This window comes from Rhizobium sp. RAF36 (genome assembly GCF_052114105.1).
Lineage (GTDB): Bacteria > Pseudomonadota > Alphaproteobacteria > Rhizobiales > Rhizobiaceae > Rhizobium.
The window spans coordinates 184,856-210,261 of record NZ_JBFREC010000007.1; the positions used below are offsets into that span (position 1 = coordinate 184,856).

Consider the following 25,406-nt stretch of genomic DNA (forward strand, 5'->3'; position numbering starts at 1 on the left):
GCCGCTTATTGGGGCAGCGCTTTCGACGAAGCAGGCAAGCAGTGAAATCGCGCTCGGCGCGACACGCCTTCCTGACAAAAACAGGTCCACCGGAGGGCAATTCCCTTTGGCGCGTTTCGTCTTGCCAAAAACAGCAAAAAGGCCCAATTCCAAAGCACTTATCTCATGATGACATGACAATGCGATGGCGGCTTCTGTGCGAAAACGCGACACCGCATAAGTTGTGTTGACAACGCCATCGGGGCAGCCAAGAGTGCGGCCCGATCAGCGCAGCCGCCCGGGGGGACTTGATGTCTGTACGCTCTTTCTTCGCCTTCGCCGCCATCGCCTTTTCTGCACTTGCGATCAGCCTGCCAGCCGGCGCCGCCGATGCGAAGCGCGATATCCAGACGATCAAGGATGCCGATTTTTTCGGCTTCGATCTCAGGACGGAGCAGAACGTCTCGCTCGACCAGTGCAAGAAGTCCTGCATCGGCGACAAGAGCTGCAAGGCCTTTACCTATAATCCAAAGGTCCAGTGGTGCTTCCTGAAATCCGACTTCAAGACGATGAACGCCTTCCCGGGCGCGATCGCCGGCCGGATCGTCGAGACGACGGCTGCCGCCATTCCGCAGGAGCCGGATCTCGGTGCCGCGCCGCGCCTCAACTTTCTCTCGGCCGACGTCATCCAGCAGGCCCGTGACTACAAGACCAACAACGAGCTGACCGAGGCCCAGGAAGGTCAGTCGGTCGATAATCTCACGGCGACCGCCCGCCTCGACCTGACGGCCAACAATCTCGCCGCCGCACTGGAATCCTTCCATGGTGCATTGGCGCTCACGCCGAACGACGGCGACCTCTGGCTCGAAACCGCGCGCGCCGCCAATTCGCTCGGCGGCACCGACAGTCAGGTCTTCGGCCAGGCGCAGCTCGATGCGCTGAACGCCTATGACCTGACCCGCACCGCCTCCAAGCGCGCCGACGCGCTGGCCGTGCTTGCTACCTCTTTGTCGAAAAATTCAAACTACCGTGCGGCACTCAACGCCTACAAGGCGAGCCTGGCGCTTGCGAGCTCCAAGGAAGTCAACGACGCCTATCTGAAGCTCAAGGCCGAGCAGGGTTTCCGGATCACGGAGCATAATGTCGATGCCGACAGCGCCAATCCACGCGCCTGCGTCACCTTCTCGGAATCCTTGGTCAAGACGACGGATTACACGCCCTTCGTGACGCTGAACGGCCAGGCGCCGAAAGCGCTCGAAGCCAAGGACAAGCAGATCTGCGTCGAAGGTCTCGTTCATGGCGAGAACTACAAGATCGTCTTCCGCTCCGGCCTGCCGTCCTCGGTGGACGAAGTGCTGGAAGCGCCCGTCAGCCTCGACATCTACGTCAAGGACCGCAGCCAGACGGTGCGCTTCACCGGTGACAGCTTCGTGCTGCCGTCCACGGCGCGCCGCGGCATTCCGCTGGTGTCTGTCAACATCCAGTCGGCGGCACTGAAGCTCTACCGCATCGGCGATCGCGGCATCGCGCCGCTGCTGACGAATTCGCAGTTCCTGACGCAGCTCGACGGCTACAGCGCCCAGCGCATCGAAGACGAAAGCGGCGAGCTGGTCTGGCAGGGTTCGATCGACATCGCCAATGACCTGAACAAGGATGTCGTCACCAGCTTCCCGGTCGACGAGGCGCTGCCGCAGCGCAAGCCCGGCGTCTACGTGCTGATCGCCTCGCCTGCCAACGCGCCCGCAAATGAATGGGACAGCAAGGCGACGCAATGGTTCGTCGTCTCCGATGTCGGCATCACCACCTATGCCGGCACCGACGGCCTCAACGTCTTCACCCGCTCGCTGGCTTCCGCCAAGCCGATCGCGGGCGTCGAGCTGACGCTGCTTGCCAAGAACAATGAAGTGCTTGGCACCGCCAAGACCGACGATAACGGCCGCGCCACCTTCACCGCCGGCCTGATGCGCGGCACGGCGGCGCTGACGCCGGCGGTCATCACCGCCAAGAACGGCGATTCCGACTACGTCTTCCTCGACATGACCCGCGCCGGTTTCGACCTCTCCGACCGCGGCGTAACCGGCCGCGCCTCGCCGGGCGCAATCGATATCATGACCTTTACCGAGCGCGGCATCTATCGTGCCGGCGAGACGGTGCATGCCTCCGCACTAGCCCGTGACACCGACGGCAAGGCGATCGAGAACCTGCCGCTGACCTTCGTCTTCCTGCGCCCCGATGGCGTCGAGGACCGCCGCATCGTCAAGGAAACAAGCGATCTCGGCGGCTACACCGTCGATCTGCCGGTGCAGCAGAACGCCATGCGCGGTACCTGGACGATGAACATCTACACGGATCCGAAGGGTGCTGCGATCGGCACCAAGAGCTTCCTGGTCGATGACTTCGTGCCTGATCGCACCGACATGGAGCTGAAGACCGCGGCCAAGGAAATCGGCCCGGATACGCCCGCGACGATCGAGATCGACGGCAAATACCTTTATGGCGCACCGGCCGCCGGGCTGACGCTCGAAGGCGACGTCGTGCTGAAGCCGACCCGCGAAAGCGCTGCCTTCCCCGGCTATTTCTTCGGCCTTGCCGACGAAGAAGCCTCCGAAGAAAACCGCCAGACGATCGAGGGCCTGCCGGAGCTCGATGAGAACGGCAAGGCATCGACCGATCTCACGGTTGGCGACCTGCCCGCCACCACCCAGCTTCTCAACGCCACCGTCTATATCCGCATGCAGGAACAGGGCGGCCGGGCGCTGGAGCGCTCGCTGGTGATCCCGGTGAAGAACCAGGGTCCGATGATCGGCATCAAGCCGGAATTCTCCGGTGATGTGGCCGAGAATTCCACCGCCTCCTTCAATGTCATCGGCATCACCGCCGAAGGGCAGAAGCAGGAGGTAAAGGGCCTGCGCTGGAAATTCTACAATCTCGAGCGCGAATACCAGTGGTATCGCGACGGCACCGCTTGGAAATACGAGCCTGCCTACAACGCCCGCCAGGTCGCCGACGGCGTCATCGATGCCGGAACAGACGGCGGCAAGATTTCCGTGCCGGTCGGCTGGGGCCGCTATCGACTCGAAGTCGAAAGCCCGGATGCCGACGGCCCGACCTCAAGCTTCGAATTCGACGCCGGCTGGTTTGTCGAGACGACCTCGACGGAAACGCCTGATGGTCTCGAAATCGCCCTCGACAAGGACAGCTACAAGGTCGGCGAGACGGCCAAGCTGAAGGTTACCTCGCGCTATGGCGGCGAGCTGATGGTCACCGCGGGTACCGAGAACCTGGTGGCCGTGCAGAACGCCACGATGGGCGAGACCGGCGGTGAGGTCGATATTCCCGTCACCGCCGAATGGGGTGCGGGCGCCTATGTCACCGCCACCCTCTTCCGCCCCGGCGACAGCCAGGACAATCACATGCCGATGCGGTCCATCGGCATCAAATGGCTGAAAGTCGATCCCGAGCAGCGGGCGCTGCAGGTGAAGGTCGATGCGCCTGAGAAGATGCTGCCGCGCGGGCCGCTGAATATCAGCCTCGCAGTTGCCGGTGCCAACGAGGATGCCTATGTGACGGTTGCCGCCGTCGATGTCGGCATTCTCAACCTGACGCGCTACGAGGCGCCGAACCCCGAAGACTGGTATTTCGGTCAACGCCAGCTCGGTCTCGAAATCCGCGACCTCTACGGCCGCCTGATCGACGGATCGCTCGGCGCAACCGGCAAGCTGCGCACCGGCGGCGATGGCGGCGCCGTGGCGCTCTCGGCCAGCCCGCCGACGCAGAAGCTCGTCGCCTTCTTCTCCGGCCCGGTGAAGCTCGATGCCGAGGGCAAGGCGAATGTCAGCTTCGATATTCCACAATTCAACGGCACGGCCCGCGTCATGGCGGTTGCCTGGTCGAAGGACGGTGTCGGCCATGGCGTCAAGGATGTCATCATCCGCGACCCCGTCGTTGTCACCGCCAGCCTGCCGCGCTTCCTGGCGTCGGGAGACAAGGCCGAACTGCGCCTCGACATTGCCAATACCGATGCCCCCGCAGGCGACTTCAAGGTGGCGATATCAGGCAACGACGCCGTCGACGTCGATGCCGCCTCGGCTTCCAAGACCATTCATCTCGATGCCGGTGCCAAGTCCGATCTGACGCTTGCCCTTATCGGCAAGCAGCCCGGTCAGGGTTCCGTCTCGATCAACCTCTCCGATGCCTCGGGCCTGTCGCTCGACCAGACCGTCGATGTGCCGGTTCGCCCGGCTTCGCTGCCGGTCACAGAGCGCCGCGTCATCGCGCTGAAGCCGGGGGCCTCGTTGAAGATCGACAAGGAGCTGCTGGCCGACAGCGTGCTGCCCGGCGCCTCCGTCAGCGTCAACGTCACCCGCTCGGCTGCTTTCGATATCCCGGCGCTGCTGATGACGCTCGATCGCTACCCGTTCGGCTGCGCCGAGCAGACGACGAGCCGCGCCATGCCGCTGCTCTATCTCGGCGAACTCGCCAAGCAGAACGGGCTTGAAGACGACGCCGATGTGAAGAAGCGGGTGCAGGACGCGATCTACCGCGTGCTCTCCTATCAGGCATCGGCAGGCAGCTTCGGCCTCTGGGGACCTGACTCAGGCGACCTCTGGCTCGATTCCTACGTCACCGACTTCCTGACCCGCGCGCGTGAAGAGAAGTATGATGTGCCGGATCGGGCGTTGGTGCAGGCGCTTGAGAACCTGCAGAACGCGCTGAGCTACGACGTCGATGTCAAGACGCAGGGCGACAATATCGCCTATGCGCTCTACGTTCTCGCCCGCAACAAGAAGGCGGCGATCAGCGATCTGCGCTACTACGCCGACACGATGATCAACGACTTCCCGACACCGCTCGCCAAGGCCCATATCGCCGCGGCGCTGGCGCTCTACGGCGATGCCACGCGATCGAAGAACATCTTCGTCGACGCGCTGCAGATGACCGAGACGTCGATGGTCCAGCGCGTCAATCTTTCGCGCACCGATTACGGCTCGATCCTGCGTGATGGCGCGGCGATCCTGGCGCTGGCGGCTGAAAGCCGTCCGGTGCCGCCGGTCATTCCCGAGCTCGCCAAGGCCGTTGCCAAGGAGTTCAACCGCTCGAAATGGACCAGCACGCAGGAACAGGCCTGGATGCTGCTGGCCGCCCGCGCCATCCAGAGCGGCGACGACGCGCTGAAGGTCGACGTCAACGGTGCCGAACACACGGGCTCCTACATGGCGTCGATGAGCGGCGATGCGCTGCTGAAAAATCCGCTGACGCTGACCAGCGCCACCAGCGACACGGTCTCCGCCGTGGTGACGACGGTTGCCGCCCCGGTGACGCCGCTGCCCGCCGGCGGCGACGGCTTCGCGATCGAGCGCAGTTACTACACGCTCGATGGCGAGGAAGCGAATGTCAGCGAGGCCAAGCAGAACGAGCGCTATGTCGTCGTGCTGCATGTCACCGAAAGCAACGACTGGCCGTCGCGCATCGTCGTGACCGACCTGCTGCCGGCCGGATTCCAGATCGACAATCCGAGCCTGGTCGATAGCGCCCAGCTGACGAATTTCGACTGGATCGGCGAACAGACGGCCGCCCATACCGAGTTCCGCGACGACCGCTTCGTGGCGGCCTTCAACCGCTCGGAAGGCGATAACCGCGAGATCAACGTCGCCTATGTCGTGCGCGCCGTGACCCCGGGCACCTACGACCATCCGGCTGCCGTCGTCGAGGATATGTACCGGCCGCAGCTTTCGGCCCGCACCGCGACCGGCAAGATGGAGGTTGTCGCAGCACAGTAATGCGGCTCTGGCACAGGCTCACCATTGCATCGGCCGCCGGCGTGATCTTCGCCGGCGCGCTGGCGCTTGGCCTCGATGCGCTCGACAAGGCCTACCCGCCGCCGCTCGATACTGCCGGGCAGGTCTCCGCTGAAGTGCTGGATGCCGACGGCCAGCTGCTGCGCGCCTTCGCAACGCCCGAGGGACGCTGGCGGCTGAAGACGGATGTCTCCGACGTCGATCCGCAATTCCTGCGCATGCTGGTCGCCTATGAGGACCGGCGCTTCTACGACCATCACGGCATCGATGCGCTGGCGATCGGCCGGGCAGCGCTGCAGCTTGCCACCAGCGGCCGCATTGTCTCCGGCGCCTCGACGCTGTCGATGCAGGTGGCGCGGCTGATCGAGCCGCGCAGCGGCCGCTCGCTGTCGGCCAAGCTGCTGCAGGTGGTGCGCGCCATCCAGATCGAACGGCGGTTGTCGAAGGAGCAGATCCTCGATCTCTACCTGACCCATGCACCCTATGGCGGTAATCTTGAAGGTGTGCGGGCCGCAAGCCTTGCCTATTTCGGCAAGGAGCCGAAACGGCTGACGGTGGCGCAGGCCGCCCTCCTCGTCGCCTTGCCGCAGCTTCCCGAAAAACGGCGCCCCGACCGCAATCTCGCGGCCGCCGAAGCGGCCCGCAAGCGGGTGCTGGAGCGTGTCGCAGTCGCCGACGCCGTCGGTGATGGCGAAGCCGGGCGTGCCGAGGCGACACTGGTGCCAGCGCGGCGCATGCAGCTGCCGGCGCTTGCGGCGCATGTTGCCGAAGCGGCGCTGCGCAAGGCGCCCAAAGAGCGCGAGCACAAGACGACGCTGAAGAAACAGGTTCAGGAAGGGCTGGAGCTGACCGCCAGGAACGCGGCCATGCGGCTCGGCCCGAAGCTGTCGATCGCCATGGTGATGGCCGACGCCCGCTCCGGCGAGATCGTCGGCGAGGTCGGCTCGGCCGATTATTTCGATGCCAGCCGCTCCGGCTGGATCGACATGACCCGCATCAGCCGCTCACCGGGCTCGACGCTGAAACCCTTCATCTATGGTCTCGCCTTCGAGCAGGGCCTCGTCGCCCAGGAAACCATCATCGAGGACCGTCCGGCGGATTTCTTCGGCTATAGGCCGCGCAATTTCGACATGAGCTATCAGGGCGACGTGACGATCCGCGAGGCGCTGCAGCTGTCGCTGAATGTCCCGGCCGTGAAGCTTCTCGATGCCGTGAACCCGACGCGGTTGATGGTGCGCTTCCGCCGCGCCGAGGTGCAGCCGAGCCTGCCGCCGAACGAGACGCCGGGTCTGGCAATTGGCCTCGGCGGCGTCGGCATCACGCTGAAGGATCTGGTGCAGCTCTATACGGCGCTCGCCAACAACGGCCAGCCTGTGAGGATCGGCGATGGCGTGACCGGCATCCCCGGCAAGATCGACGGTGAGCCGCTGCTGGAACCGGTCGCCGTCTGGAACATCGCCGATATCCTCTCCGGCGTCATTCCGCCTGCCGGCGCGCCGCAGCGCGGTATCGCCTACAAGACAGGCACGAGTTACGGCTATCGTGACGCCTGGTCCGTCGGCTATGACGGCCGCTACGTCCTCGGCGTCTGGGTGGGACGTCCTGACAACGGCGCGGTCCCCGGCCTGACGGGATATGGCACCGCAGCCCCGATCCTTTTCGAGGGTTTCGCCAAGTCCGGCATCGCTACGACTCCCCTGCCTCGTCCACCCTCCGGCGCGATCCGCATCGCCAAGCAGGACCTGCCGGTCAGCCAGCGCCGTTTTGCGCTGAATGCCAGCGGCCTTCTGGTCAACTCCTCACGCGAATCCGCGCCACAGATCGTCTATCCACCCGAGGGCGCGCATGTGGATCTCGGCGCCAAGAACGGCGATCTCTCGCCGCTCGTGCTGAAACTGCAGGGCGGCCGGGCACCATTCCGATGGCTGGCAAACGGCAAGCCGCTGCCGGACCTCTCACGCCGCCGCACCAATCAGTGGCTGCCGGATGGCGCCGGCTATTCGAAGCTGACCGTCATCGACGCGATGGGCCGTGCGGCCAGCGTCGGCGTCTTCATCGACTGACGTCCCGATTTTTCGGCAGCGCTGTCGGAACCTGCGCCCTCGCTACGTCCTTGGATCAGAACAACGCTAGGAGAGAGCAATGCGAGACCTGATCCTGACCATGGCCATGTCGCTCGACGGCTTCGTCTGCGGTCCCGAAGGCGAGATCGACTGGATCTTCAACGGCGACCAGGAGGCGATTGCCTGGAAGGTGGAGACGGTCTCAAATGCCGGCCTGCACATCATGGGCAGCCGCAGCTTCAAGAGCATGGCCGGATTCTGGCCGAACGCGGCAGGGCCGTTCGCCGCGCCGATGAACGAGATACCGAAGGCCGTCTTTTCGAAGTCGGGAGCGGCCGTCCTGGAGGCTGCCGAGACCGGCAACTGGCCGGACGCCTATGTGGCGAGCGGTGATCTCAGCGAGGAGATCGCCAAACTCAAGGCCACCGGCGGAAAGCCGATCGTTGCTCATGGCGGGGCCAGCTTCGCACGGAGTCTCATCGCCGCCGATCTGGTCGATCAATACCGGCTGATGGTCTACCCGTTGGCGCTCGGCAGCGGCCTGCCGATCTTCTCCGGCGTCACGCCGCTCCGCCGCCTTGAACTGGTCAGCTCAAAGACCTTTCCAAAGGGGACACAGGCACAAGTCTTTCGCCGCGGATGACCATGACTGCGCGGGCCTGACAATAGGCGGAAGGAGATTGCCCCGCCGCCTGCCGCAAGAGTGAAATGGCGGGAACAAAAGCCCGCCGCCGCCGTTCCGGATCGTTATCCTTCCGAACAAAGGCGGCTCATGACGCTTCCCACATCCACCTACCGGCTCCAGTTTCGCAACGGCATGACCTTCGACCATGCGGCCGAACTCGTGCCCTATCTCAAGGCGCTCGGCATCAGCCATCTCTATGCCTCGCCGATCTTCACGGCGGTCTCGGGCTCGACCCATGGCTATGACGTCACCGATGCCAACGAGATCGACCCCGCGATCGGCGGGCGCCAGGGGTTCGAGCGGCTCTGCGCCGAACTCAAACAGGCCGGTCTCGGGCTGATCCTCGATATCGTGCCGAACCACATGGCGGCCTCGACCGAAAATGCCTGGTGGCGGGACGTCCTGCGGTATGGAAAACAGAGCCGCTATGCCGGCTATTTCGACATCGACTGGTCCGAACCGCTGACGCTCCCCCTCCTCGGGAAGCCCTTCGAGGAAGCGCTGGCCGACGGTGAGCTGAAGATCGTTCACGACGCGGAAACCGGCGAGCAGGCCCTTGCCTATTTCGAGACGCATCTGCCGTTGCACCCGGATAGTGCCGAAACTGGCGACATCGGCCGACTCCACGCGGCGCAGCATTGGCGGCTCACGCACTGGAAGACGGCCGCATCTCATCTGAGCTACCGCCGCTTTTTCGAGGTCACGGGTCTCGTCGGCCTGCGCGTCGAGGACGAGGCCGTCTTCGAGGACAGCCATCGCGTCATCCTCGATCTTGTCCGGTCGGACAAGGTGCAGGGCTTGCGCCTCGACCACATCGACGGCCTTGCCGACCCCAAGGCCTATCTGGACCGGCTGCGAAAGGCCACCGGACCGGAGACCTATATCATCGTCGAAAAGATCCTCGGCCATGGCGAGAGCCTGCCTGCCGATTGGCCGATCTCCGGGACGACGGGCTATGAGTTCATCGCCGCTCTTGCCGATCTTTTCATCGACCCCAAGGGAACGGCCGAGTTGCAGAAGGCGTATGCGACCATCGCGGCGGCCAACGCAGACTTTCAGGCGGGGCTGAGAGCCGCCAAGACGCTGATGGTGGAGCGGAATTTTGCGGGCGAGGTGAGCCGTCTGACTAAACTAGCAAGCGCCGCGCTCCCCGATACGCCGGAAGCGGATATCAGGAACGCCATTCGCGAGCTTCTGATCGCCTTTCCTGTTTATCGAACCTATGGCCAGGGCGGTGCGATGGACGCACGCGAGGCCACGGTGCTGGAGGAGGTAAAAGGATCGGCCGCCAGGCATGTCAAAGACTGCAGGGCGCTCGACGGCGTCTGCGCATTGCTGACCAACGGCCGCGCGGAAGAATTCCAGCGGCGTTTCCAGCAGTTGAGCGGTCCCATCATGGCAAAGGCGATGGAGGACACGCTGTTCTACCGCCACAACCGGCTTCTCGCCGCAAACGAAGTCGGCGGCGAGCCGGACGCGATTCCCGAAGGCGTTGAGGCTTTTCACCACTTCATGCAAAAGCGCGCGGAAGAACAGCCGCATGGGCTTTCGGCCACGTCCACCCATGACACCAAGCGGGGCGAGGATGCCCGCGCCAGGCTCTATGCCCTCAGTGAAGAGCCTGACCTCTGGCGCCGCAGCGTCGAGCGCTGGCGCGAAATGAACCGCGAACACCTCACCGAACTACCGGGCGGCCTGACGCCAGAGGGCAATGTCGAATGGATGCTCTATCAGGCGCTGGCCGGCATCTGGCCTGAAGATTTCAGCGAAGGCCGGGCGGAAGCTTTGACGGAGCGATTTGCCGCCTATGCCGAGAAAGCGATCCGCGAGGCGAAGCTCGGTACCAGCTGGGACGAGCCGCATGCGGGATACGAAGCCGCGGTGAATGCTTACGCATCAGCGCTCACAGCCTCATCGAACCTCACCTTCCATGAGGACTTTGCCGAAACGCTGCGGCCCCTCCTTTCCGCCGGCTATCTCAACAGCCTGTCGCAGACGCTGATCAAGCTGACCGCTCCCGGCATCCCCGATATTTATCAGGGCGCGGAAGGCTTCGATTTCAGCCTCGTCGATCCCGACAACCGCCGCCCGGTCAATTTCAAGGCACTCCGCAAGTCGCTTTCGGCGCATCGCGAAATCGACGAGCTGACGGCACCGGTGCTGAAACAGCGGATTATCGAGATCGGCCTGCACCTGCGCCGCCGCCAGCCACAGCTGTTTGCCGCTGGCCGGTATCTGCCGCTCGGCATCACGGGAAGCCGAAAAGACCACGCCGTTGCCTACGCCCGGCAGCTCGACGGCGACTATGCGATTACGGTCGTACCACGCCTGATGCTCGGCTGGCTGGATCCCGGTGTGTTGTTTTCAGGGCCGGAGTTCTGGGCCGATACCGCAATCGAGATCCCGCCAAGTCTGCAGGGCATCAAATGCGATCTTCTTACCGGACATCATCTCGATCCCGGACCACGGCTGCCGCTCGCCAGTATTCTTGGCGTCCAGCCAGTCGCCCTGATCGAGCCGGATTGACGATTTTCAGGTGGGATGAAATTTCCCGCTTGACCTTCCAGTTGCTGGAAGGTTCATAAGCCTATCCACTGCCCTTGCGGGCAAAGGAGAATCTTATGGATAATCACGACCATTCCCACCATCACGGCCACGGAGCGCAGGGCTGCTGCTCCGGCCATAGCCACGGCACACCGGCCGAAGCGCGCGTCACGCGCGATCCCGTCTGCGGAATTACCGTCGATCCGGATGCCGGCAAGCCGAGCCTGGTCCATGCAGGCCATACCTACCATTTCTGCTGCGATGGCTGCCGCAAGAAGTTCGAAGCAGCGCCCCAGGATTATCTCACCGCCAAGGACCCGGTCTGCGGCATGTCCGTGGATCGCTCGACGGCGAAGCATTTTCTGAAGCACGAGGGCGAAAAGTTTTACCTCTGCTCGGCAGGCTGCAAGGCGAAGTTCGAGGCAAGCCCGGGCGATTATCTCGATGGCAATCGCCCAGAGGCAAAGCCGATGCCGAAGGGCACGCAATATACCTGCCCGATGCATCCGGAAATCGTCGCCGACCACCCCGGCGACTGCCCGAAATGCGGCATGGCGCTGGAGCCGATGGGCATTCCACCGGCAGATGAGGGTCCGAACCCAGAGCTCGTCGACTTCACCCGCCGCTTCTGGATAAGCGCTGCGCTGGCCGTTCCGCTGCTAGCGCTGACCATGGGACCGATGATCGGTCTGCCGCTGCGCGAGATGATCGGCGAGGCGCGTGCCGTCTGGCTCGAACTCGCCCTGGCGACACCCGTCGTGCTCTGGGCCGCCATCCCCTTCTTCCGCCGTGCCTGGGCCTCGCTTGTCAACCGCAGCCCGAACATGTGGACGCTTATCGGCCTCGGCGTCGGCACCGCCTATCTCTACAGCATCGTCGCGACATTCGCGCCGGGCCTCTTTCCGATGAGCATCCGCGGCCACGGCGAGACGGTGCCTGTCTATTTCGAGGCAGCCGCCGTCATCGTCACCCTCGTCTTCGTCGGCCAGCTTCTGGAGCTCAAGGCACGCGAACGCACCGGTTCGGCAATCCGTGCCTTGCTCGATCTTGCCCCGAAAACCGCGCGGCGGATCACCACCGATGGCAGCGAGGTCGATATCGAAGTCGATGACATCGCCAAGGGCGACCGCCTAAGGGTGCGCCCCGGCGAGCGCGTGCCGGTGGATGGACGGGTCAGCGAAGGACAATCGATCGTCGATGAATCGATGATATCGGGCGAACCGCTGCCGGTCGAAAAGACCAAGAGTGATGCCGTCACCGGCGGCACGATGAACCGCAACGGCAGCTTCATCATGACCGCCGAACGGGTGGGCGCCGAGACCACCCTATCGCAGATCGTCGACATGGTCGCCAAGGCGCAGCGTTCCCGTGCGCCGATCCAGGGTGCCGTCGATCGCGTCTCTGCCGTCTTCGTTCCCACCGTCGTTGCCGTGGCGATCCTCGCCTTCGGCGCCTGGATGATCTTCGGTCCGGAGCCGCGGCTTGCCCATGCACTGATCGCGGCCGTCGCCGTGCTGATCATCGCCTGCCCCTGCGCGCTCGGCCTGGCAACGCCTATGTCGATCATGATCGCCACCGGCCGCGGCGCTCAGGAAGGCGTATTGATCAAGGATGCCGAAGCGCTGGAGCGCTTCTCCAAAGTCGATACGCTGATCGTCGACAAAACCGGAACCTTGACCGAAGGCAAGCCACGCCTGACCGACACGGTTGCCCTTGAGGGCATCGACGAAAGCCGGCTGCTTGCCGTGGCGGCAAGCCTCGAACGCGGCGCCGAGCATCCCCTCGCCGAAGCGATCGTTGCCGGTGCTGAGGAACGCAGCATTGCGCTATCCGAGGTCACATCGTTCGATGCAATCACCGGCAAGGGTGTCACCGGCCTTGTCGATGGCGCTAAAATCGCGCTCGGCAATGCCGCGATGATGCGGGATCTAGGCATCGATACCTCGGCGCTCGACGAACAGATCAGCGCGCTGCGCGACGACGGCAAGACGGTGATGTTCGTCACCATCGACGGCAGCCTCGCTGGCTTCGTCGCAGTGGCCGACCGGATCAAGCCGACAACGGCGGCGGCCATCCGGGCGCTGCATGACAGCGGTCTGCGGATCATCATGGCGACTGGGGACAACGAGCGGACAGCAAAGGCCGTTGCCAAACAGCTCGGCATCGACGAGGTGCGTGCCGATGTGTTGCCCAAGGGCAAGAAGGCGCTGATCGACGAGTTGCATGCCAAGGGCGCAGTTGTCGCCATGGCTGGCGACGGCGTCAATGATGCGCCGGCGCTCGCCGCAGCCGATGTCGGCATCGCCATGGGCACCGGCGCCGATGTGGCGATGGAAAGTGCGGGCATCACGCTGGTGAAGGGCGATCTTACCGGAATTGTCCGCGCCCGCCGTCTGGCGGAGGCAACGATGCGCAACATCCGCCAGAACCTTGGCTTTGCCTTCGGCTACAACGCGCTCGGCGTTCCCGTCGCCGCAGGCATCCTTTACCCGGTGCTCGGCCTGCTGCTCTCGCCGATGATCGCGGCGGCGGCGATGAGCCTGTCATCTGTCTCGGTCATCGCCAACGCGCTCAGGCTGCGCGTGCAGAAACTCTAGGAGGCTGCCATGAATATCGGCGAGGCATCGGACCGGTCCGGTCTTCCGGCAAAGACGATCCGCTACTACGAGGATATCGGCCTAGTCCGCCCTGAAAGGGGCGGAAACGGCTATCGTGACTACGACCTGTCCGATGTCCACAAGCTGCGCTTTCTGCAGCGTTCCCGCGGCCTCGGTTTCTCGGTCGAGGAATGCCGGCAGCTTCTGGCGCTCTACGAAGACAAGAGCCGCGCAAGCGCCGACGTCAAGGACATCGCCCAGACCAAGCTGACCGAGATCGACCAGAAAATCCGCGAGATGATGGAGCTGCGCCGCACGCTCGAGCATCTCGTCCACGCCTGCCACGGTAATGACCGGCCCGATTGCCCGATTTTGGATGGGCTTTCGGATGGTAAGGCAGTTTAGCCTCAGCGCCGGTAGACCTCTCGGCGATTGCCGATCCGGACGATCAGGATCTCCACGATCCCATCCTCGATATGCGCAATGATGCGGTAATCGCCGACACGATATTTCCAGAAATTTCCGAGCTCGGATCCCTTCAGCGCTTCACCGATCGAACGCGGATCATCGAGCTTCGCCAGCCTGCCGTGAAGAAAGACAAGAATTCGCTTGGCGGCATCCGCGCCGAGTTTGGAAAGCTCGCGTTCTGCCGAGCGCTCGAGCCTAATCTTCCAGACCATAGGCCTTCATCAGATCTTCGAGCGCGACGCTGTCGCTCCGCCCACTGCGAACATCTTCCAATCGCTTCTCGGCGAGATAGATATCTTCCAGATCGTCCAAGTATTCGAGAATGGCCTCCCGCGCGTAGAAGCTCTTGCTTCTGCCGGTACGCTTGGCAAGTTCATCAAGCCGGGCTTCAACATCCGGCGGCAATCTCAGGGCGAGCATCGGGTTCTCCTTGCTATACATGTATAGCAAATCCCGCGTGGCGCGGCAATCTAACGAAAAATCTGAAGGTGCCGAAAATTTTCGGGAATAAATCCCGGCCAGCATCCGTATACTCAATCATGGAACGGAAAGAACGCCCATTCGATGTTATCGGACAGCTCGCAGCGCTCAGGCGCTACGCGCGTGCTCTGGTGCGCAACTCGGATGACGCGGAAGATCTGGTGCAGGATGCCCTGCTGCGGGCCTACGAGAAGCGTCAAAGCTTCCGCGGCGGCGGCAATCTTCGCACCTGGCTGCTTTCCATCGTCCACAACGCTCACATCGATCGTGTTCGCCAGAACCGGTCGCTCACACGAAGGCATGACGAAGCGGCCCTCGAGGCGGACCAGTCGTTGCCGGCAGGACAGGAACATGCCGTGCGCCTGCAACAGGTTCGCGACGCTTTCTTCAACCTGCCGGAAGAACAGCGGGAGGCGCTGCATCTCGTCGCCATCGAAGACCTTTCCTATCAGGAAGCGGCCGCATCGCTCGGCATTCCGGTGGGTACGCTGATGTCGCGCATTTCGCGAGCCCGCGCCCAGCTTCGTGAATTCGAGGAGAAGACACCGCGCGTTTCGCACCTGCGCCTAATCGGAGGGAACAGCAATGAAAGCAGTTGATCCGATCATCGACACCGATCTCGACGCCTATGTGGATGGCGAGCTCGATGTGGCGCGCCGCATCCAGGTGGAATCCTACCTTTCGGAGAACCCGGATATCGCTGCGAAGGTGATGGCCGATCTCAGCATCAAGGGCGAACTGCGCCTGGCGCTGGCCGGCGAGAATGCCTTCGGCCGGATCGAAACCCGGGATGCCGCACGGCGGCTGGAGCGTGGCCTGTCCTATGGCCGCATTCTGCACAGCGTTCAGCGGATCGCTGCCGTTGCCGTGCTCGTTGCTGCCGGCTGGGTCGCCCATACGACTTTCGGCGCCTTCACGGCTACCGAAGTGGCTGCCTCGACACCGGCTCCGGCCTATGTCGAAGACGCCGTTCGCGCTTATCAGACGGCGCAATTGCGCCAGACCGTGCCGTCACAGGCTGCGGCACCACATTACAACGCCGACGACATTCGTGCGGCGACTGCAATTACCATGCCCGAACTGCCGAAGGACTGGAAGGTCTCTGATGTTCAGATCTTCCCGTCTGCATTCGGCCCGAGCGTGGAGATGGCTATCCAGGAAGCGAACGGCAAACAGCTCTCGTTGTTTGCCGTTAGGCCGGGGGCGTTTGCCGTGCAACCGGTTGGCCATCTCGCGCTCGACAATACCGAAGCTGCCTACTGGCAAATCGGCGAAGTGGCCTATGCCCTCGTTGCCGGTGATGGTGGCCTCAATCTCGACAGGGCGGCCGAAGGCCTAGCCCGCTCGCTCTACTAGTTCAACCCGAGGAGATCGCAATGAACCAGATCAATCCGCGTTACGGCTACGGCTCTGCCGCCGGCTCGCAGGCGCTCTTCGACGAGGGACTGCGCCAGCATATGCTGCGCGTCTACAACTACATGGGTGTCGGCCTCGTCATTACCGGCATCGTCGCCTTCATCGTCGGCTCGACGCCGGCGCTCTACGTGCCGATCTTCCAGTCGCCGCTGAAGTGGGTCGTCATGCTCGCTCCGCTGGCCTTCGTCTTCTTCTTCTCGTTCAAGATCCAGACGATGTCGGCAAGTGCTGCACAGATGATGTTCTGGGCGTTCTGCGCCGTCATGGGCCTGTCGCTGGCCTCGGTGTTCCTGGTGTTCACCGGCACGAGCATCGCCCGTACGTTCTTCATCGCCGCAACGATGTTCGGCGCGACCAGCCTCTACGGCTACGTCACCAAGCGTGACCTGGCGAAGGTCGGCTCGTTCCTGATGATGGGCCTGATCGGCGTCGTCATCGCCAGCATCGTCAACATCTTCCTTGGCTCGTCTGCGCTGCAGTTCGCCATCTCGGTCATCGGTATCGTCGTCTTCGTCGGCCTGACCGCCTGGGATACGCAGAACATCAAGGAACAGTATTCCGAAAACCACGATCAGGAATCGAACCAGAAGCTTGCCGTCTTCGGCGCTCTGTCTCTCTACCTGAACTTCGTCAACATCTTCCAGCTGCTGCTCAACTTTACGGGCGAGCGGGAATAGGACTGCGCTTCTGGGGGCAATGGAAGCGCTAGAGCGTCCGGCCCGCAATCTGTGACAGGATGGCGGGCCGGACGTTCACCCTTAGAGAAAAGGCCGGGGTGAAAGCTCCGGCCTTTTTTGCGTGTTGCTTAGAGGATGCCCCAGGCACGGTAGCGGCCACGGCCGGTCATCTCGCGGATGCCGATCTCGTTCAGCAGATTGAGCGCGCCGCGGCTCGTAACCTTCAGCTGCTTGGCGACCATCGCCGAAGAGACCATCGGCCGCGACAGCACGAAATCGGCAAGCTGCGGCAGGCTGCTGTTGGAGCGCCGGTCCCTGAAGCGCAGCTCCATCTGGGTGCGCGCCAGCGTCAGGCGATCCATCTCCTTGAGGCCGGTCGCGGCGCTCTCGCTCATCGCTTCCAGAAAGGCCAGAAGCCGGGTCAACCGGTCACGCGAGCGGCGGCGCTCGTGGCGGACGGTCTTCAGGCCGCCGTAGAAAGAGAAGAGATGCGAGGCGACCTTGCCGCGCGCCCGCAAATGGCTGGAGACCAGCAATCCGCCAAGCCAGTTCTGCCGCCGGAGCGGCTCGATCCTTTCCCAAGCCTCGAAAAGAACGGCGGCGGCGAGCACCGGAGGCAGATCGCCGGCAAGCGGCAGGACTGCACGCCAATCCGCAAGCCGCAGCCCCTCGTCCCACTCGTCGTCGCCGAAAAGCCCGAGCGGATCGTCGCTGCGCTTTTCCTTCGGCCGTTCTTCCGGCTCTGCCTCCTTGCCCATATGGGCATCGAGCAATTTCTGAGAGCGGGCGAGAACCGCATCGATCTCGGCGAGCTCGGCGGCCAGCAGCTCGTCGGGATCGTCTGCCTCCTCCTCGACAGGGCGCAGGCTCTTGATCTCCGGCGCCGTCCCCTCGTCCAGCCCGGCTCCGGCAAGCGCGTTCAATCCTGCAGCGCTCAGCGCCCAGGTGGGGTCCGCAGTCCAGATCCGCCGCCTTGCGCGAAGAACCGCATGCGCGATCGTCAGTTCGTGGCTCGGCGTGCGGCTGTCCATATGGGCGTCGTGCAGAACGAGATCCTCGATATGAACGAGCTCTCCGGCGACCCAGAGCGCGCCTGCGGCATCGAAAAAGTGGCCACGCTCGGTAAAGCCTTCGCCCACAGGCGAGCGCGCGGCGCGCTCATCGAGGCGCGCCAGCATATCCTCGGCCTGCACCACCGCTGGCAGCAGGCTTTTCAGCAGAGCGTTGTCGATCTCATAGCGCATGTCATTTTCCGGAAGCCATCTTGGCGTTTACTTCCGCTATTTGGCGCATGATTCGCAATAAGCAGGCGGTCGATTCTCAGGAAGCCGGGCTGAAACGGGCGACGAGCGCATGCCGGTCGCCGGGATAAGTGAAACGCACATGGGTGACCGGCCCGGCATTGCTCCAGGTCCGGCGCTCGATAACGAGGCAGGCCGTGCCACGGGCAATATCCAGCGCGTCGGCAGCGGCATTGCCCGCAGACAACGCGTGGATCTTGTGCTCAGCCGTCGTCCAGGGCACCTGCTTCAGAAGCCAGGCCCCTGGCGCAACATCGCCGAAATCCGCAGTTGCGGCATCGGGCACGGTTTCGAGATTGATCAAACGCTCTTCGAGGCAAAAGGGGCGCGGCCCGGCAAAGTGAACGCAGGCAAGCTCCAGAAGCGGCGTACCGGCTGCCAGATCCGGCAACCGCCCGTCTCCCGCCTTTGCCTTCCGGCTGGATTTCGCGACGACGCGATAGCTGTAGGGCAGGTTCAGCGATTGAACCTCGGCCTTTATGTCGTGGATCTCAAGAACGGCCGATTGCGCCTGCGGCTGGGTGACGAAGCTGCCGGATTTCTTCCGCCGCTCGATCAGCCCGGCCTTGGCAAGCTGAGTCATCACCTTGTTCACGGTCATACGCGAACAGCCATACTGCTGGGCGAGATCGACCTCGAAGGGAATGCGGTGCCCCGGCGGCCACTCGCCGGAGACGATACGACCCTCGATCTCGCTCAAGATGCTTTGATGCAGTGTCGCATCCTTGCTGCCGTTCATCTCTGGCTCCGGTTGGCGTCCTCCCCGCTCTAGAGCTTATACGGAAGGAAGGGAAGGCTCATGCATCCAGCAGCTCGCGCATCGCGGCAAGGAAGCGGCGATTGATGGCCTCCCGCTTCTTATGGCGGCCACCCTCGACCTGCTTGCGTCCGAGCGACCAGACACTGTCTATCCCGACACCCCCGGCGAAAATCCAGTGATCGAGCAGCTGATCGCCTGAGAGATAGGGAACGGCGGTGCAATCGAGCGAGATGATATCGGCATCGCTCCCTTCGCCAAGCCCGGCCGCGGCAGACAGTGCCGCATTGCCGCCCCTGACGGCATTGTCGAAGAGAGCGCGCGCCGTCGAACCGCCGGGCGCGGCAATGACGTTGCGGGCGCGCCGATGCAGGCGCTCGGAATATTCGAGCTGGCGCAGTTCGCCGGACAGCGAAATCAGCACGTTGGAATCCGAACCGACACCATAGCGCCCGCCCTCTTCCAGAAACAGCGGCGCGGCGAACGTACCGTCGCCGAGATTGGCCTCGGTGATCGGGCAGAGGCCGGCAATCGCCCCGCTTCTCGCCATGGCGCGCGTCTCGTCATTCGTCATGTGGGTCGCATGAATCAGGCACCAACGGCCGTCGACAGGGGCGTTGGCAAGCAGCCACTCGACCGGCCGCGCGCCGGACCAGGCGATACAATCCTCGACCTCCTTGATCTGCTCGGCGATGTGGATGTGAACAGGGCCGTTGCCTGCCAGCGGCAGAACCGCATTCAGCTCGTCCGGCGTTGCAGCCCGGAGACTATGCGGCGCGATACCGAGTTTGGCGCCCTCGATCCCGCCCGTTATCGCCGTGCAGCGCTCCATCAGGCTGCCGAAGCTTTCCACAGAGTTGATGAAGCGGCGCTGCCCCTCGATCGGTGCCGCGCCGCCGAAACCGGAATGCGCATAGAAGACAGGCAGAAGCGTCAGGCCGATGCCGGTATCGATGCTGGCGCTGGCGATCCGCCCGGCAAGCTCGGCAATATCGTCATAGGGCCGGCCGTCCTTGTCATGGTGCAGGTAGTGGAACTCGCCGACGCGGGAGAAGCCAGCCTCCAGCATTTCCATATAGAGCTGCGCGGCAACGGCTTCGACGTGGTCGGGCGTCATCGACAGCGCAAACTTGTACATGACCGTGCGCCAGCTCCAGAAGCTGTCATCGGCGGGGCCGCGGACTTCCGCCAGACCCGCCATGGCGCGCTGAAACGCGTGGCTGTGGAGGTTGGGCATCGCCGGGACCAGCACGGAATGCCGCTCATCGCCGGCGGCGGCCGCGACACCGGTTTCGACCTGGGCAATCCGGATGCCCTCGATCGTCAACCGCACATCACTTTGCCACCCCTGCGGCAGCAGCGCGCTTTTTGCATGAAGTGTCGTCATCGGCTTCTCCCTTCAGGGCGTCCCATCTTTCTTTTCCATGGAAGCGCCCAAAATTCCACTTGTCACCTGATTATTATGTATATACATGTTTCGACATAAGGAAAGGCGTAAAGCTGATGACAGGGGATAATCTTTTCACCGGAACGGACCGTCCAAGCCTCTGGCGCAACGCCAGACTGGCGACGCTCGATCCTTCACAGTCCGGTCTCGGCATCGTCGAAAAAGGTGCTGTCGTGACCGAAGGCGGCCAGATCACCTATGTTGGCCCGGAAGGCGAACTGCCTGTTTCAATGATCGAGCGTGCCGAGATCATCGATCTCGAAGGACGCTGGGTTACCCCCGGTCTTGTCGATTGCCACACGCACATCGTCTATGGCGGCAACCGCGCCCGCGAGTTCGAGATGCGCCTCGAAGGCGCGACCTACGAGGAAGTCGCCCGCGCCGGCGGCGGTATCGTTTCCTCGGTCAAGGCGACCAATGCGCTTTCCGTCGACGGCCTCGTTCAGGCCTCGATCCGGCGGCTGGATACGCTGCTTTCCGAAGGCGTCACGACCATCGAGATCAAGTCCGGCTACGGGCTGACCAGCGATGGCGAGCTGAAGATGCTGGAAGCCGCCCGCGCGCTCGGCGCCATCAGACCCGTTCGGGTCAAGACCAGCTATCTCGGCGCCCACGCGACACCCGCGCATTACAAGGGCCGCAACGGCGACTATATAAACGATGTCGTGCTGCCGACGCTGGATGAAGCGCACAAACGTGGACTCGCCGACGCCGTCGATGGCTTCTGCGAGGGCATCGCCTTCTCGACGGACGAAATCGCGCGTGTCTTCGATCGTGCCAAGGCGCTTGGCCTGCCGGTCAAACTGCATGCAGAGCAGCTGTCGAACCTCGGTGGCGCCAAACTGGCGGCCGGTTACGGCGCACTGTCCACCGATCATCTGGAATATCTCGATGACGAAGGCATTGCGGCCATGGCTGCAGCCGGAACTGTTGCCGTCTTGCTGCCCGGCGCATTCTACGCCATCAACGAGAAGCAGAAACCGCCGGTCAAGGCGCTGCGCACCACAGGTGTGCCGATCGCCATCGCGACCGACTGCAATCCCGGCACCTCACCGCTGACGTCTCTGCTGCTGACAATGAACATGTCGGCAACGCTTTTCGGCCTGACCGTCGAGGAATGCATCGCCGGCGCCACCCGCGAGGGTGCTCGCGCCCTTGGCCTTCTTGGCGAGACCGGGACGCTGGAGGCCGGAAAATCCGCCGATATGGCAATCTGGGATGTCGAGAGCCCCGCCGAGCTCGTCTACCGCATCGGCTTCAACCCACTTCATGCACGCATCTACAAGGGCGAAAGGATCGGCCGTTGACCATCACCCTCCATCCAGGCTCCGTTTCTCTGAAACAGCTGGAAACCATCTACTGGACCGGCGAACCGGCCAGGCTCGATCCGTCCTTTGACGCCGGGATCAATAAGGCAGCCGCGCGCATCGCCGAGATCGCCGCCGGTAACGCTCCGGTTTACGGCATCAATACCGGCTTCGGCAAACTTGCTTCGATCAAGATCGATGCCGCCGATGTCGCCACGCTTCAGCGCAACCTCATCCTGTCGCATTGCTGCGGAATCGGCGCGCCGCTGCCCGAGAATGTCGTACGGCTGATCATGTCGCTGAAGCTCGTCTCGCTCGGCCGCGGCGCATCGGGCGTTCGCCTCGAACTTGTACGGTTGATCGAAGGCATGCTGGAAAAGGGCGTGATCCCTGTGATCCCGGAAAAGGGCTCCGTCGGCGCCTCCGGCGACCTTGCACCGCTCGCCCATATGGCAGCCGTGATGATGGGCGAAGCCGAAGCCTTCTTCGCAGGCGAACGCCTCTCGGGCGCAGCGGCATTGCAAAAGGCCGGGCTGACGCCCGTCGTGCTCGCCGCCAAGGAAGGTCTGGCTCTGATCAACGGCACGCAGACGTCGACGGCGCTGGCGCTGGCAGGCCTCTTCCGCGCCCACCGCGCTGCCCAGGCCGCGCTGATTACCGGCGCAATGTCGACGGATGCCGCGATGGGTTCATCCGCTCCCTTCCATCCCGACATTCATACGCTGCGCGGCCATAGGGGCCAGATCGATACGGCAGCGGCGCTGCGCGCCCTGCTCGACAACTCGGTCATCCGCCAGAGCCATATCGAGGGTGACGAGCGCGTGCAGGATCCCTACTGCATCCGCTGCCAGCCGCAGGTCGATGGCGCCTGCCTCGATCTTCTCCGTTCGGTTGCCCGCACGCTTGAAATCGAATCCAACGCGGTGACTGACAACCCGCTGGTACTCTCCGACAACTCCGTCGTCTCGGGCGGCAATTTCCATGCCGAGCCGGTTGCCTTTGCCGCCGATCAGATCGCCATCGCCGTCTGTGAAATCGGCGCGATCGCCCAGCGCCGCATCGCGCTTCTCGTGGATCCGGCCCTGTCCTACGGCCTGCCGGCCTTCCTCGCCAAAAAGCCTGGCCTGAATTCCGGCTTGATGATCGCCGAGGTGAGCTCGGCGGCGCTGATGAGCGAAAACAAGCAGATGTCGCACCCGGCATCGGTCGACTCGACGCCGACCTCGGCGAACCAGGAAGACCACGTCTCGATGGCATGCCATGGTGCCCGCCGCTTGCTGCAGATGACCGAGAACCTCTTCGGCATCATCGGCATCGAAGCGCTGACGGCAGCACAGGGCGTCGAATTCCGCGCACCGCTCGCCACCAGCCCCGAGCTGCTGAAGGCGATCGGCGCGATCCGCGCCGTGGTCCCGACGCTCGAAATCGACCGCTACATGGCCAACGACCTCGAGGCTGCAAGCAGCCTGATCGCCACCGGGGCGCTCAACGCGTCCGTTTCCGCCAACATCCTTCCTTCCCTGGAGATCTGAGATGAGCAATCCGCGTCACAACATCCGAGAAATCCGCGCACCTCGCGGCAATGAATTGAATGCCAAGAGCTGGATGACCGAAGCGCCGCTGCGCATGCTGATGAACAATCTCGATCCCGACGTGGCCGAGAACCCGAACGAACTGGTCGTCTACGGCGGCATCGGCCGCGCCGCCCGCACCTGGGAGGACTTCGACCGCATCGCCGCAACACTGAAGACGCTCAACGAGGACGAGACGCTGCTCGTTCAGTCCGGCAAGCCGGTCGGCGTGTTCCGCACCCACAAGGATGCGCCGCGCGTTCTGATTGCCAATTCCAACCTCGTGCCGCATTGGGCCACGTGGGATCATTTCAACGAGCTCGACAAGAAGGGCCTTGCGATGTACGGCCAGATGACGGCCGGTTCGTGGATCTATATCGGCACGCAGGGCATCGTTCAGGGCACCTACGAAACCTTCGTCGAAGCCGGCCGTCAGCATTATGACGGCAATCTCAAAGGTAAGTGGATCCTTACCGGTGGTCTCGGCGGCATGGGTGGCGCGCAGCCACTGGCAACCGTGATGGCCGGCGCCTGCTGCCTCGCCGTCGAATGCGACGAGACCCGCATCGATTTCCGTATCCGCACCCGCTATGTCGATGAAAAAGCAAAGACGCTCGACGAGGCCCTAGCCCTTATCGATAAGTGGACCAAGGCCGGAGAGGCCAAGTCCGTCGGCCTGCTCGGCAATGCCGCTGAAATCTTCCCGGAACTCGTCAAGCGGATGAAGGCCGGCGGCCCGCGCCCCGATATCGTCACCGACCAGACCTCGGCGCACGACCCTCGCAACGGCTACCTGCCGGTCGGCTGGACGGTCGAGGAAGCCAAGGCCAAGCGCGAAACCGATCCGAAATCCGTTGAAGACGCTGCCCGCGCCTCGATGCGCCAGCATGTCGAAGCCATGGTTGCCTTCTGGGATGCCGGCGTTCCGACGCTCGATTACGGCAACAACATCCGCCAGGTCGCCAAGGACGAAGGCCTTGAAAACGCCTTCGCCTTCCCGGGCTTCGTGCCGGCCTATATCCGCCCGCTGTTCTGCCGCGGCGTCGGCCCGTTCCGCTGGGCTGCCCTTTCGGGCGACCCGGAGGATATCTACAAGACCGACGCCAAGGTGAAGGAACTGCTGCCTGACAACAAGCACCTGCACAACTGGCTCGACATGGCGCGCGAGCGCATCGCCTTCCAGGGCCTGCCGGCGCGTATCTGCTGGGTCGGCCTTGGCGACCGCCACAAGCTCGGCCTCGCCTTCAACGAGATGGTCCGGAACGGCGAGCTGAAGGCGCCTGTCGTCATCGGCCGCGATCACCTGGATTCCGGCTCCGTGGCCTCGCCGAACCGAGAGACCGAGGCGATGAAGGACGGCTCGGATGCCGTTTCCGACTGGCCGCTGCTGAACGCGCTGCTCAACACCGCATCCGGCGCAACCTGGGTGTCACTGCACCATGGCGGCGGCGTTGGCATGGGCTTCTCGCAGCACTCGGGCATGGTCATCTGCGCCGATGGCACGGATGATGCCGCCCGCCGCCTTGGAAACGTCCTCTGGAACGACCCGGCGACCGGCGTCATGCGCCACGCCGATGCGGGCTATGACATCGCGATCGATTGCGCCAAGGAGAAGGGCCTGCGGCTGCCGGGGATTTTGGGGAACTGACGATCACATCAGCCGGACAGAACCACCGTATTGCGCGAGGGTTCTGTCCACTGTCAGCAGGACCAGACCTTCCGAAAAGGCCTGGGCGACAAGCAGGCGGTCGAATGGGTCCCCATGAATAGACGGTAGATTTTCGACAGCCGTCGCATGCTCGCCGGTCACTTGCAGTTCGTCGAATCCGTTATCGAGCAGGAAGCGCCGCAAAAGCCCGGCCGTGATGTCGAAATTCGGCCTGCGCCGAACCTTGATCGCGACTTCCCAAATACTGACGACGGAGAAGATCAGCTCGTTGGTCTCGTCCTCGACAAGCTTGACGAATTCCTTTGGCAGCCGGTCGGATTCCTCAGCCGTCCAAAGCAGAAAGTGCGTATCGAGCAGAAATTTCATCGGTCTTTGAACTTGTCGGGATTACCGTAGAACATTTCCTCGATCTCATCGGCCATCATCGTATCGAAGTCTTCGGGTGTCTTGAACATGCCCTTCATGAAACCGATACGCCGCTTCTTGGGCTTCTCAACCTCATCGATCGGCACGACCTTGCCGATCGGTTTGCCCGCCTTGGCGATGATGAAGGACTCGCCTTTCGCGACCTTCTCCATTAGGCGCGACAGGTTGGTCTTGGCTTCATGGATATTGACGATTTCCATGGTGCAGGAGCCTCGTTGAAC

At 63.3% G+C, this 25,406-nt stretch carries 19 protein-coding genes; 12 read left to right on the forward strand and 7 right to left on the reverse strand.

Going from position 1 to position 25,406, the window contains the following annotated elements; genetic code table 11:
- Positions 1 to 290 precede the first annotated feature (290 nt).
- The 6 genes from AB4Z25_RS22760 (at position 291) to cueR (ending at position 14,071) form a co-directional block, all read left to right on the forward strand.
- A complete protein-coding gene (locus tag AB4Z25_RS22760; protein WP_442209187.1) occupies positions 291 to 5,759 on the forward strand; it encodes an MG2 domain-containing protein in 5,469 nt (1,822 codons plus the stop codon).
- The gene (gene pbpC / locus AB4Z25_RS22765) at positions 5,759 to 7,840 is read left to right on the forward strand and encodes a penicillin-binding protein 1C (protein WP_442209188.1); all 2,082 of its coding nucleotides are present in this window, start codon (positions 5,759 to 5,761) and stop codon (positions 7,838 to 7,840) included. Before AB4Z25_RS22760 ends, pbpC begins: the two co-directional genes overlap by 1 nt.
- A 79-nt stretch (positions 7,841 to 7,919) precedes the next feature.
- Positions 7,920 to 8,483, forward strand: coding sequence for a dihydrofolate reductase family protein (locus AB4Z25_RS22770; protein WP_112516488.1), 564 nt, complete (start codon positions 7,920 to 7,922; stop codon positions 8,481 to 8,483).
- A gap of 129 nt (positions 8,484 to 8,612) precedes the next feature.
- Positions 8,613 to 11,051: a malto-oligosyltrehalose synthase gene (gene treY / locus AB4Z25_RS22775; protein WP_442209190.1), complete on the forward strand. Its 2,439-nt coding sequence runs from the start codon at positions 8,613 to 8,615 to the stop codon at positions 11,049 to 11,051.
- A gap of 95 nt (positions 11,052 to 11,146) precedes the next feature.
- Positions 11,147 to 13,666, forward strand: coding sequence for a heavy metal translocating P-type ATPase (locus AB4Z25_RS22780; RefSeq protein WP_442209191.1), 2,520 nt, complete (start codon positions 11,147 to 11,149; stop codon positions 13,664 to 13,666).
- 9 nt (positions 13,667 to 13,675) lie between these two features.
- Positions 13,676 to 14,071, forward strand: coding sequence for a Cu(I)-responsive transcriptional regulator (gene cueR / locus AB4Z25_RS22785; RefSeq protein ID WP_112388916.1), 396 nt, complete (start codon positions 13,676 to 13,678; stop codon positions 14,069 to 14,071).
- 2 nt (positions 14,072 to 14,073) lie between these two features.
- Here cueR and AB4Z25_RS22790 read toward each other — a convergent pair whose 3' ends face one another.
- Positions 14,074 to 14,346 carry a type II toxin-antitoxin system RelE family toxin gene (locus tag AB4Z25_RS22790; RefSeq protein ID WP_112388915.1) on the reverse strand — a complete coding sequence of 91 codons (273 nt, stop codon included), beginning with the start codon at positions 14,344 to 14,346 and terminating at the stop codon, positions 14,074 to 14,076.
- Complete coding sequence (gene relB, locus AB4Z25_RS22795) at positions 14,330 to 14,554, reverse strand: type II toxin-antitoxin system RelB family antitoxin (protein WP_112388914.1); 225 nt, start codon at positions 14,552 to 14,554, stop codon at positions 14,330 to 14,332. The genes AB4Z25_RS22790 and relB overlap by 17 nt, the downstream gene beginning before the upstream one ends.
- A gap of 119 nt (positions 14,555 to 14,673) precedes the next feature.
- Here relB and AB4Z25_RS22800 point away from each other — a divergent pair, with 119 nt between their 5' ends.
- The 3 genes from AB4Z25_RS22800 to AB4Z25_RS22810 are packed head-to-tail and all read left to right on the forward strand — an operon-like array spanning position 14,674 to position 16,707.
- Positions 14,674 to 15,213: a sigma-70 family RNA polymerase sigma factor gene (locus AB4Z25_RS22800; protein ID WP_442209193.1), complete on the forward strand. Its 540-nt coding sequence runs from the start codon at positions 14,674 to 14,676 to the stop codon at positions 15,211 to 15,213.
- On the forward strand, positions 15,200 to 15,970 hold the full coding sequence (locus AB4Z25_RS22805; RefSeq protein ID WP_442209195.1) for an anti-sigma factor family protein: 771 nt from the start codon (positions 15,200 to 15,202) through the stop codon (positions 15,968 to 15,970). The genes AB4Z25_RS22800 and AB4Z25_RS22805 overlap by 14 nt, the downstream gene beginning before the upstream one ends.
- Positions 15,971 to 15,990: 20 nt before the next feature.
- Positions 15,991 to 16,707: a Bax inhibitor-1/YccA family protein gene (locus AB4Z25_RS22810; RefSeq protein WP_442209196.1), complete on the forward strand. Its 717-nt coding sequence runs from the start codon at positions 15,991 to 15,993 to the stop codon at positions 16,705 to 16,707.
- A 128-nt stretch (positions 16,708 to 16,835) separates the two neighbouring features.
- Here the strand turns inward: AB4Z25_RS22810 and AB4Z25_RS22815 are convergent, their stop codons facing one another.
- The 3 genes from AB4Z25_RS22815 to AB4Z25_RS22825 form a co-directional block, all read right to left on the reverse strand.
- The gene (locus tag AB4Z25_RS22815; RefSeq protein ID WP_442209198.1) at positions 16,836 to 17,951 is read right to left on the reverse strand and encodes an RHE_PE00001 family protein; all 1,116 of its coding nucleotides are present in this window, start codon (positions 17,949 to 17,951) and stop codon (positions 16,836 to 16,838) included.
- A gap of 76 nt (positions 17,952 to 18,027) precedes the next feature.
- The gene (hutC, locus tag AB4Z25_RS22820; RefSeq protein ID WP_310290290.1) at positions 18,028 to 18,747 is read right to left on the reverse strand and encodes a histidine utilization repressor; all 720 of its coding nucleotides are present in this window, start codon (positions 18,745 to 18,747) and stop codon (positions 18,028 to 18,030) included.
- 58 nt (positions 18,748 to 18,805) lie between these two features.
- Positions 18,806 to 20,152 carry a formimidoylglutamate deiminase gene (locus AB4Z25_RS22825; RefSeq protein WP_442209200.1) on the reverse strand — a complete coding sequence of 449 codons (1,347 nt, stop codon included), beginning with the start codon at positions 20,150 to 20,152 and terminating at the stop codon, positions 18,806 to 18,808.
- A gap of 116 nt (positions 20,153 to 20,268) precedes the next feature.
- On the opposite strand from AB4Z25_RS22825, the gene hutI reads away from it, so the two are divergent.
- The 3 genes from hutI to hutU are packed head-to-tail and all read left to right on the forward strand — an operon-like array spanning position 20,269 to position 24,738.
- Entirely contained in the window at positions 20,269 to 21,519 is a 1,251-nt protein-coding gene (gene hutI / locus AB4Z25_RS22830) for an imidazolonepropionase (protein ID WP_442209202.1), read from the forward strand.
- Positions 21,516 to 23,051, forward strand: a complete 1,536-nt coding sequence (gene hutH, locus AB4Z25_RS22835) for a histidine ammonia-lyase (RefSeq protein WP_442209204.1) — start codon at positions 21,516 to 21,518, stop codon at positions 23,049 to 23,051. The genes hutI and hutH overlap by 4 nt, the downstream gene beginning before the upstream one ends.
- A 1-nt stretch (position 23,052) precedes the next feature.
- A complete protein-coding gene (gene hutU / locus AB4Z25_RS22840) occupies positions 23,053 to 24,738 on the forward strand; it encodes a urocanate hydratase (RefSeq protein ID WP_442209206.1) in 1,686 nt (561 codons plus the stop codon).
- 3 nt (positions 24,739 to 24,741) lie between these two features.
- On the opposite strand, the gene AB4Z25_RS22845 is transcribed toward hutU, so the two are convergent.
- Together AB4Z25_RS22845 and AB4Z25_RS22850 are read right to left on the reverse strand one after the other, a co-directional pair.
- Positions 24,742 to 25,125, reverse strand: coding sequence for a type II toxin-antitoxin system VapC family toxin (locus tag AB4Z25_RS22845; RefSeq protein ID WP_442209208.1), 384 nt, complete (start codon positions 25,123 to 25,125; stop codon positions 24,742 to 24,744).
- Entirely contained in the window at positions 25,122 to 25,385 is a 264-nt protein-coding gene (locus tag AB4Z25_RS22850) for a type II toxin-antitoxin system Phd/YefM family antitoxin (RefSeq protein ID WP_112597945.1), read from the reverse strand. Before AB4Z25_RS22850 ends, AB4Z25_RS22845 begins: the two co-directional genes overlap by 4 nt.
- Positions 25,386 to 25,406: the final 21 nt, after the last annotated feature.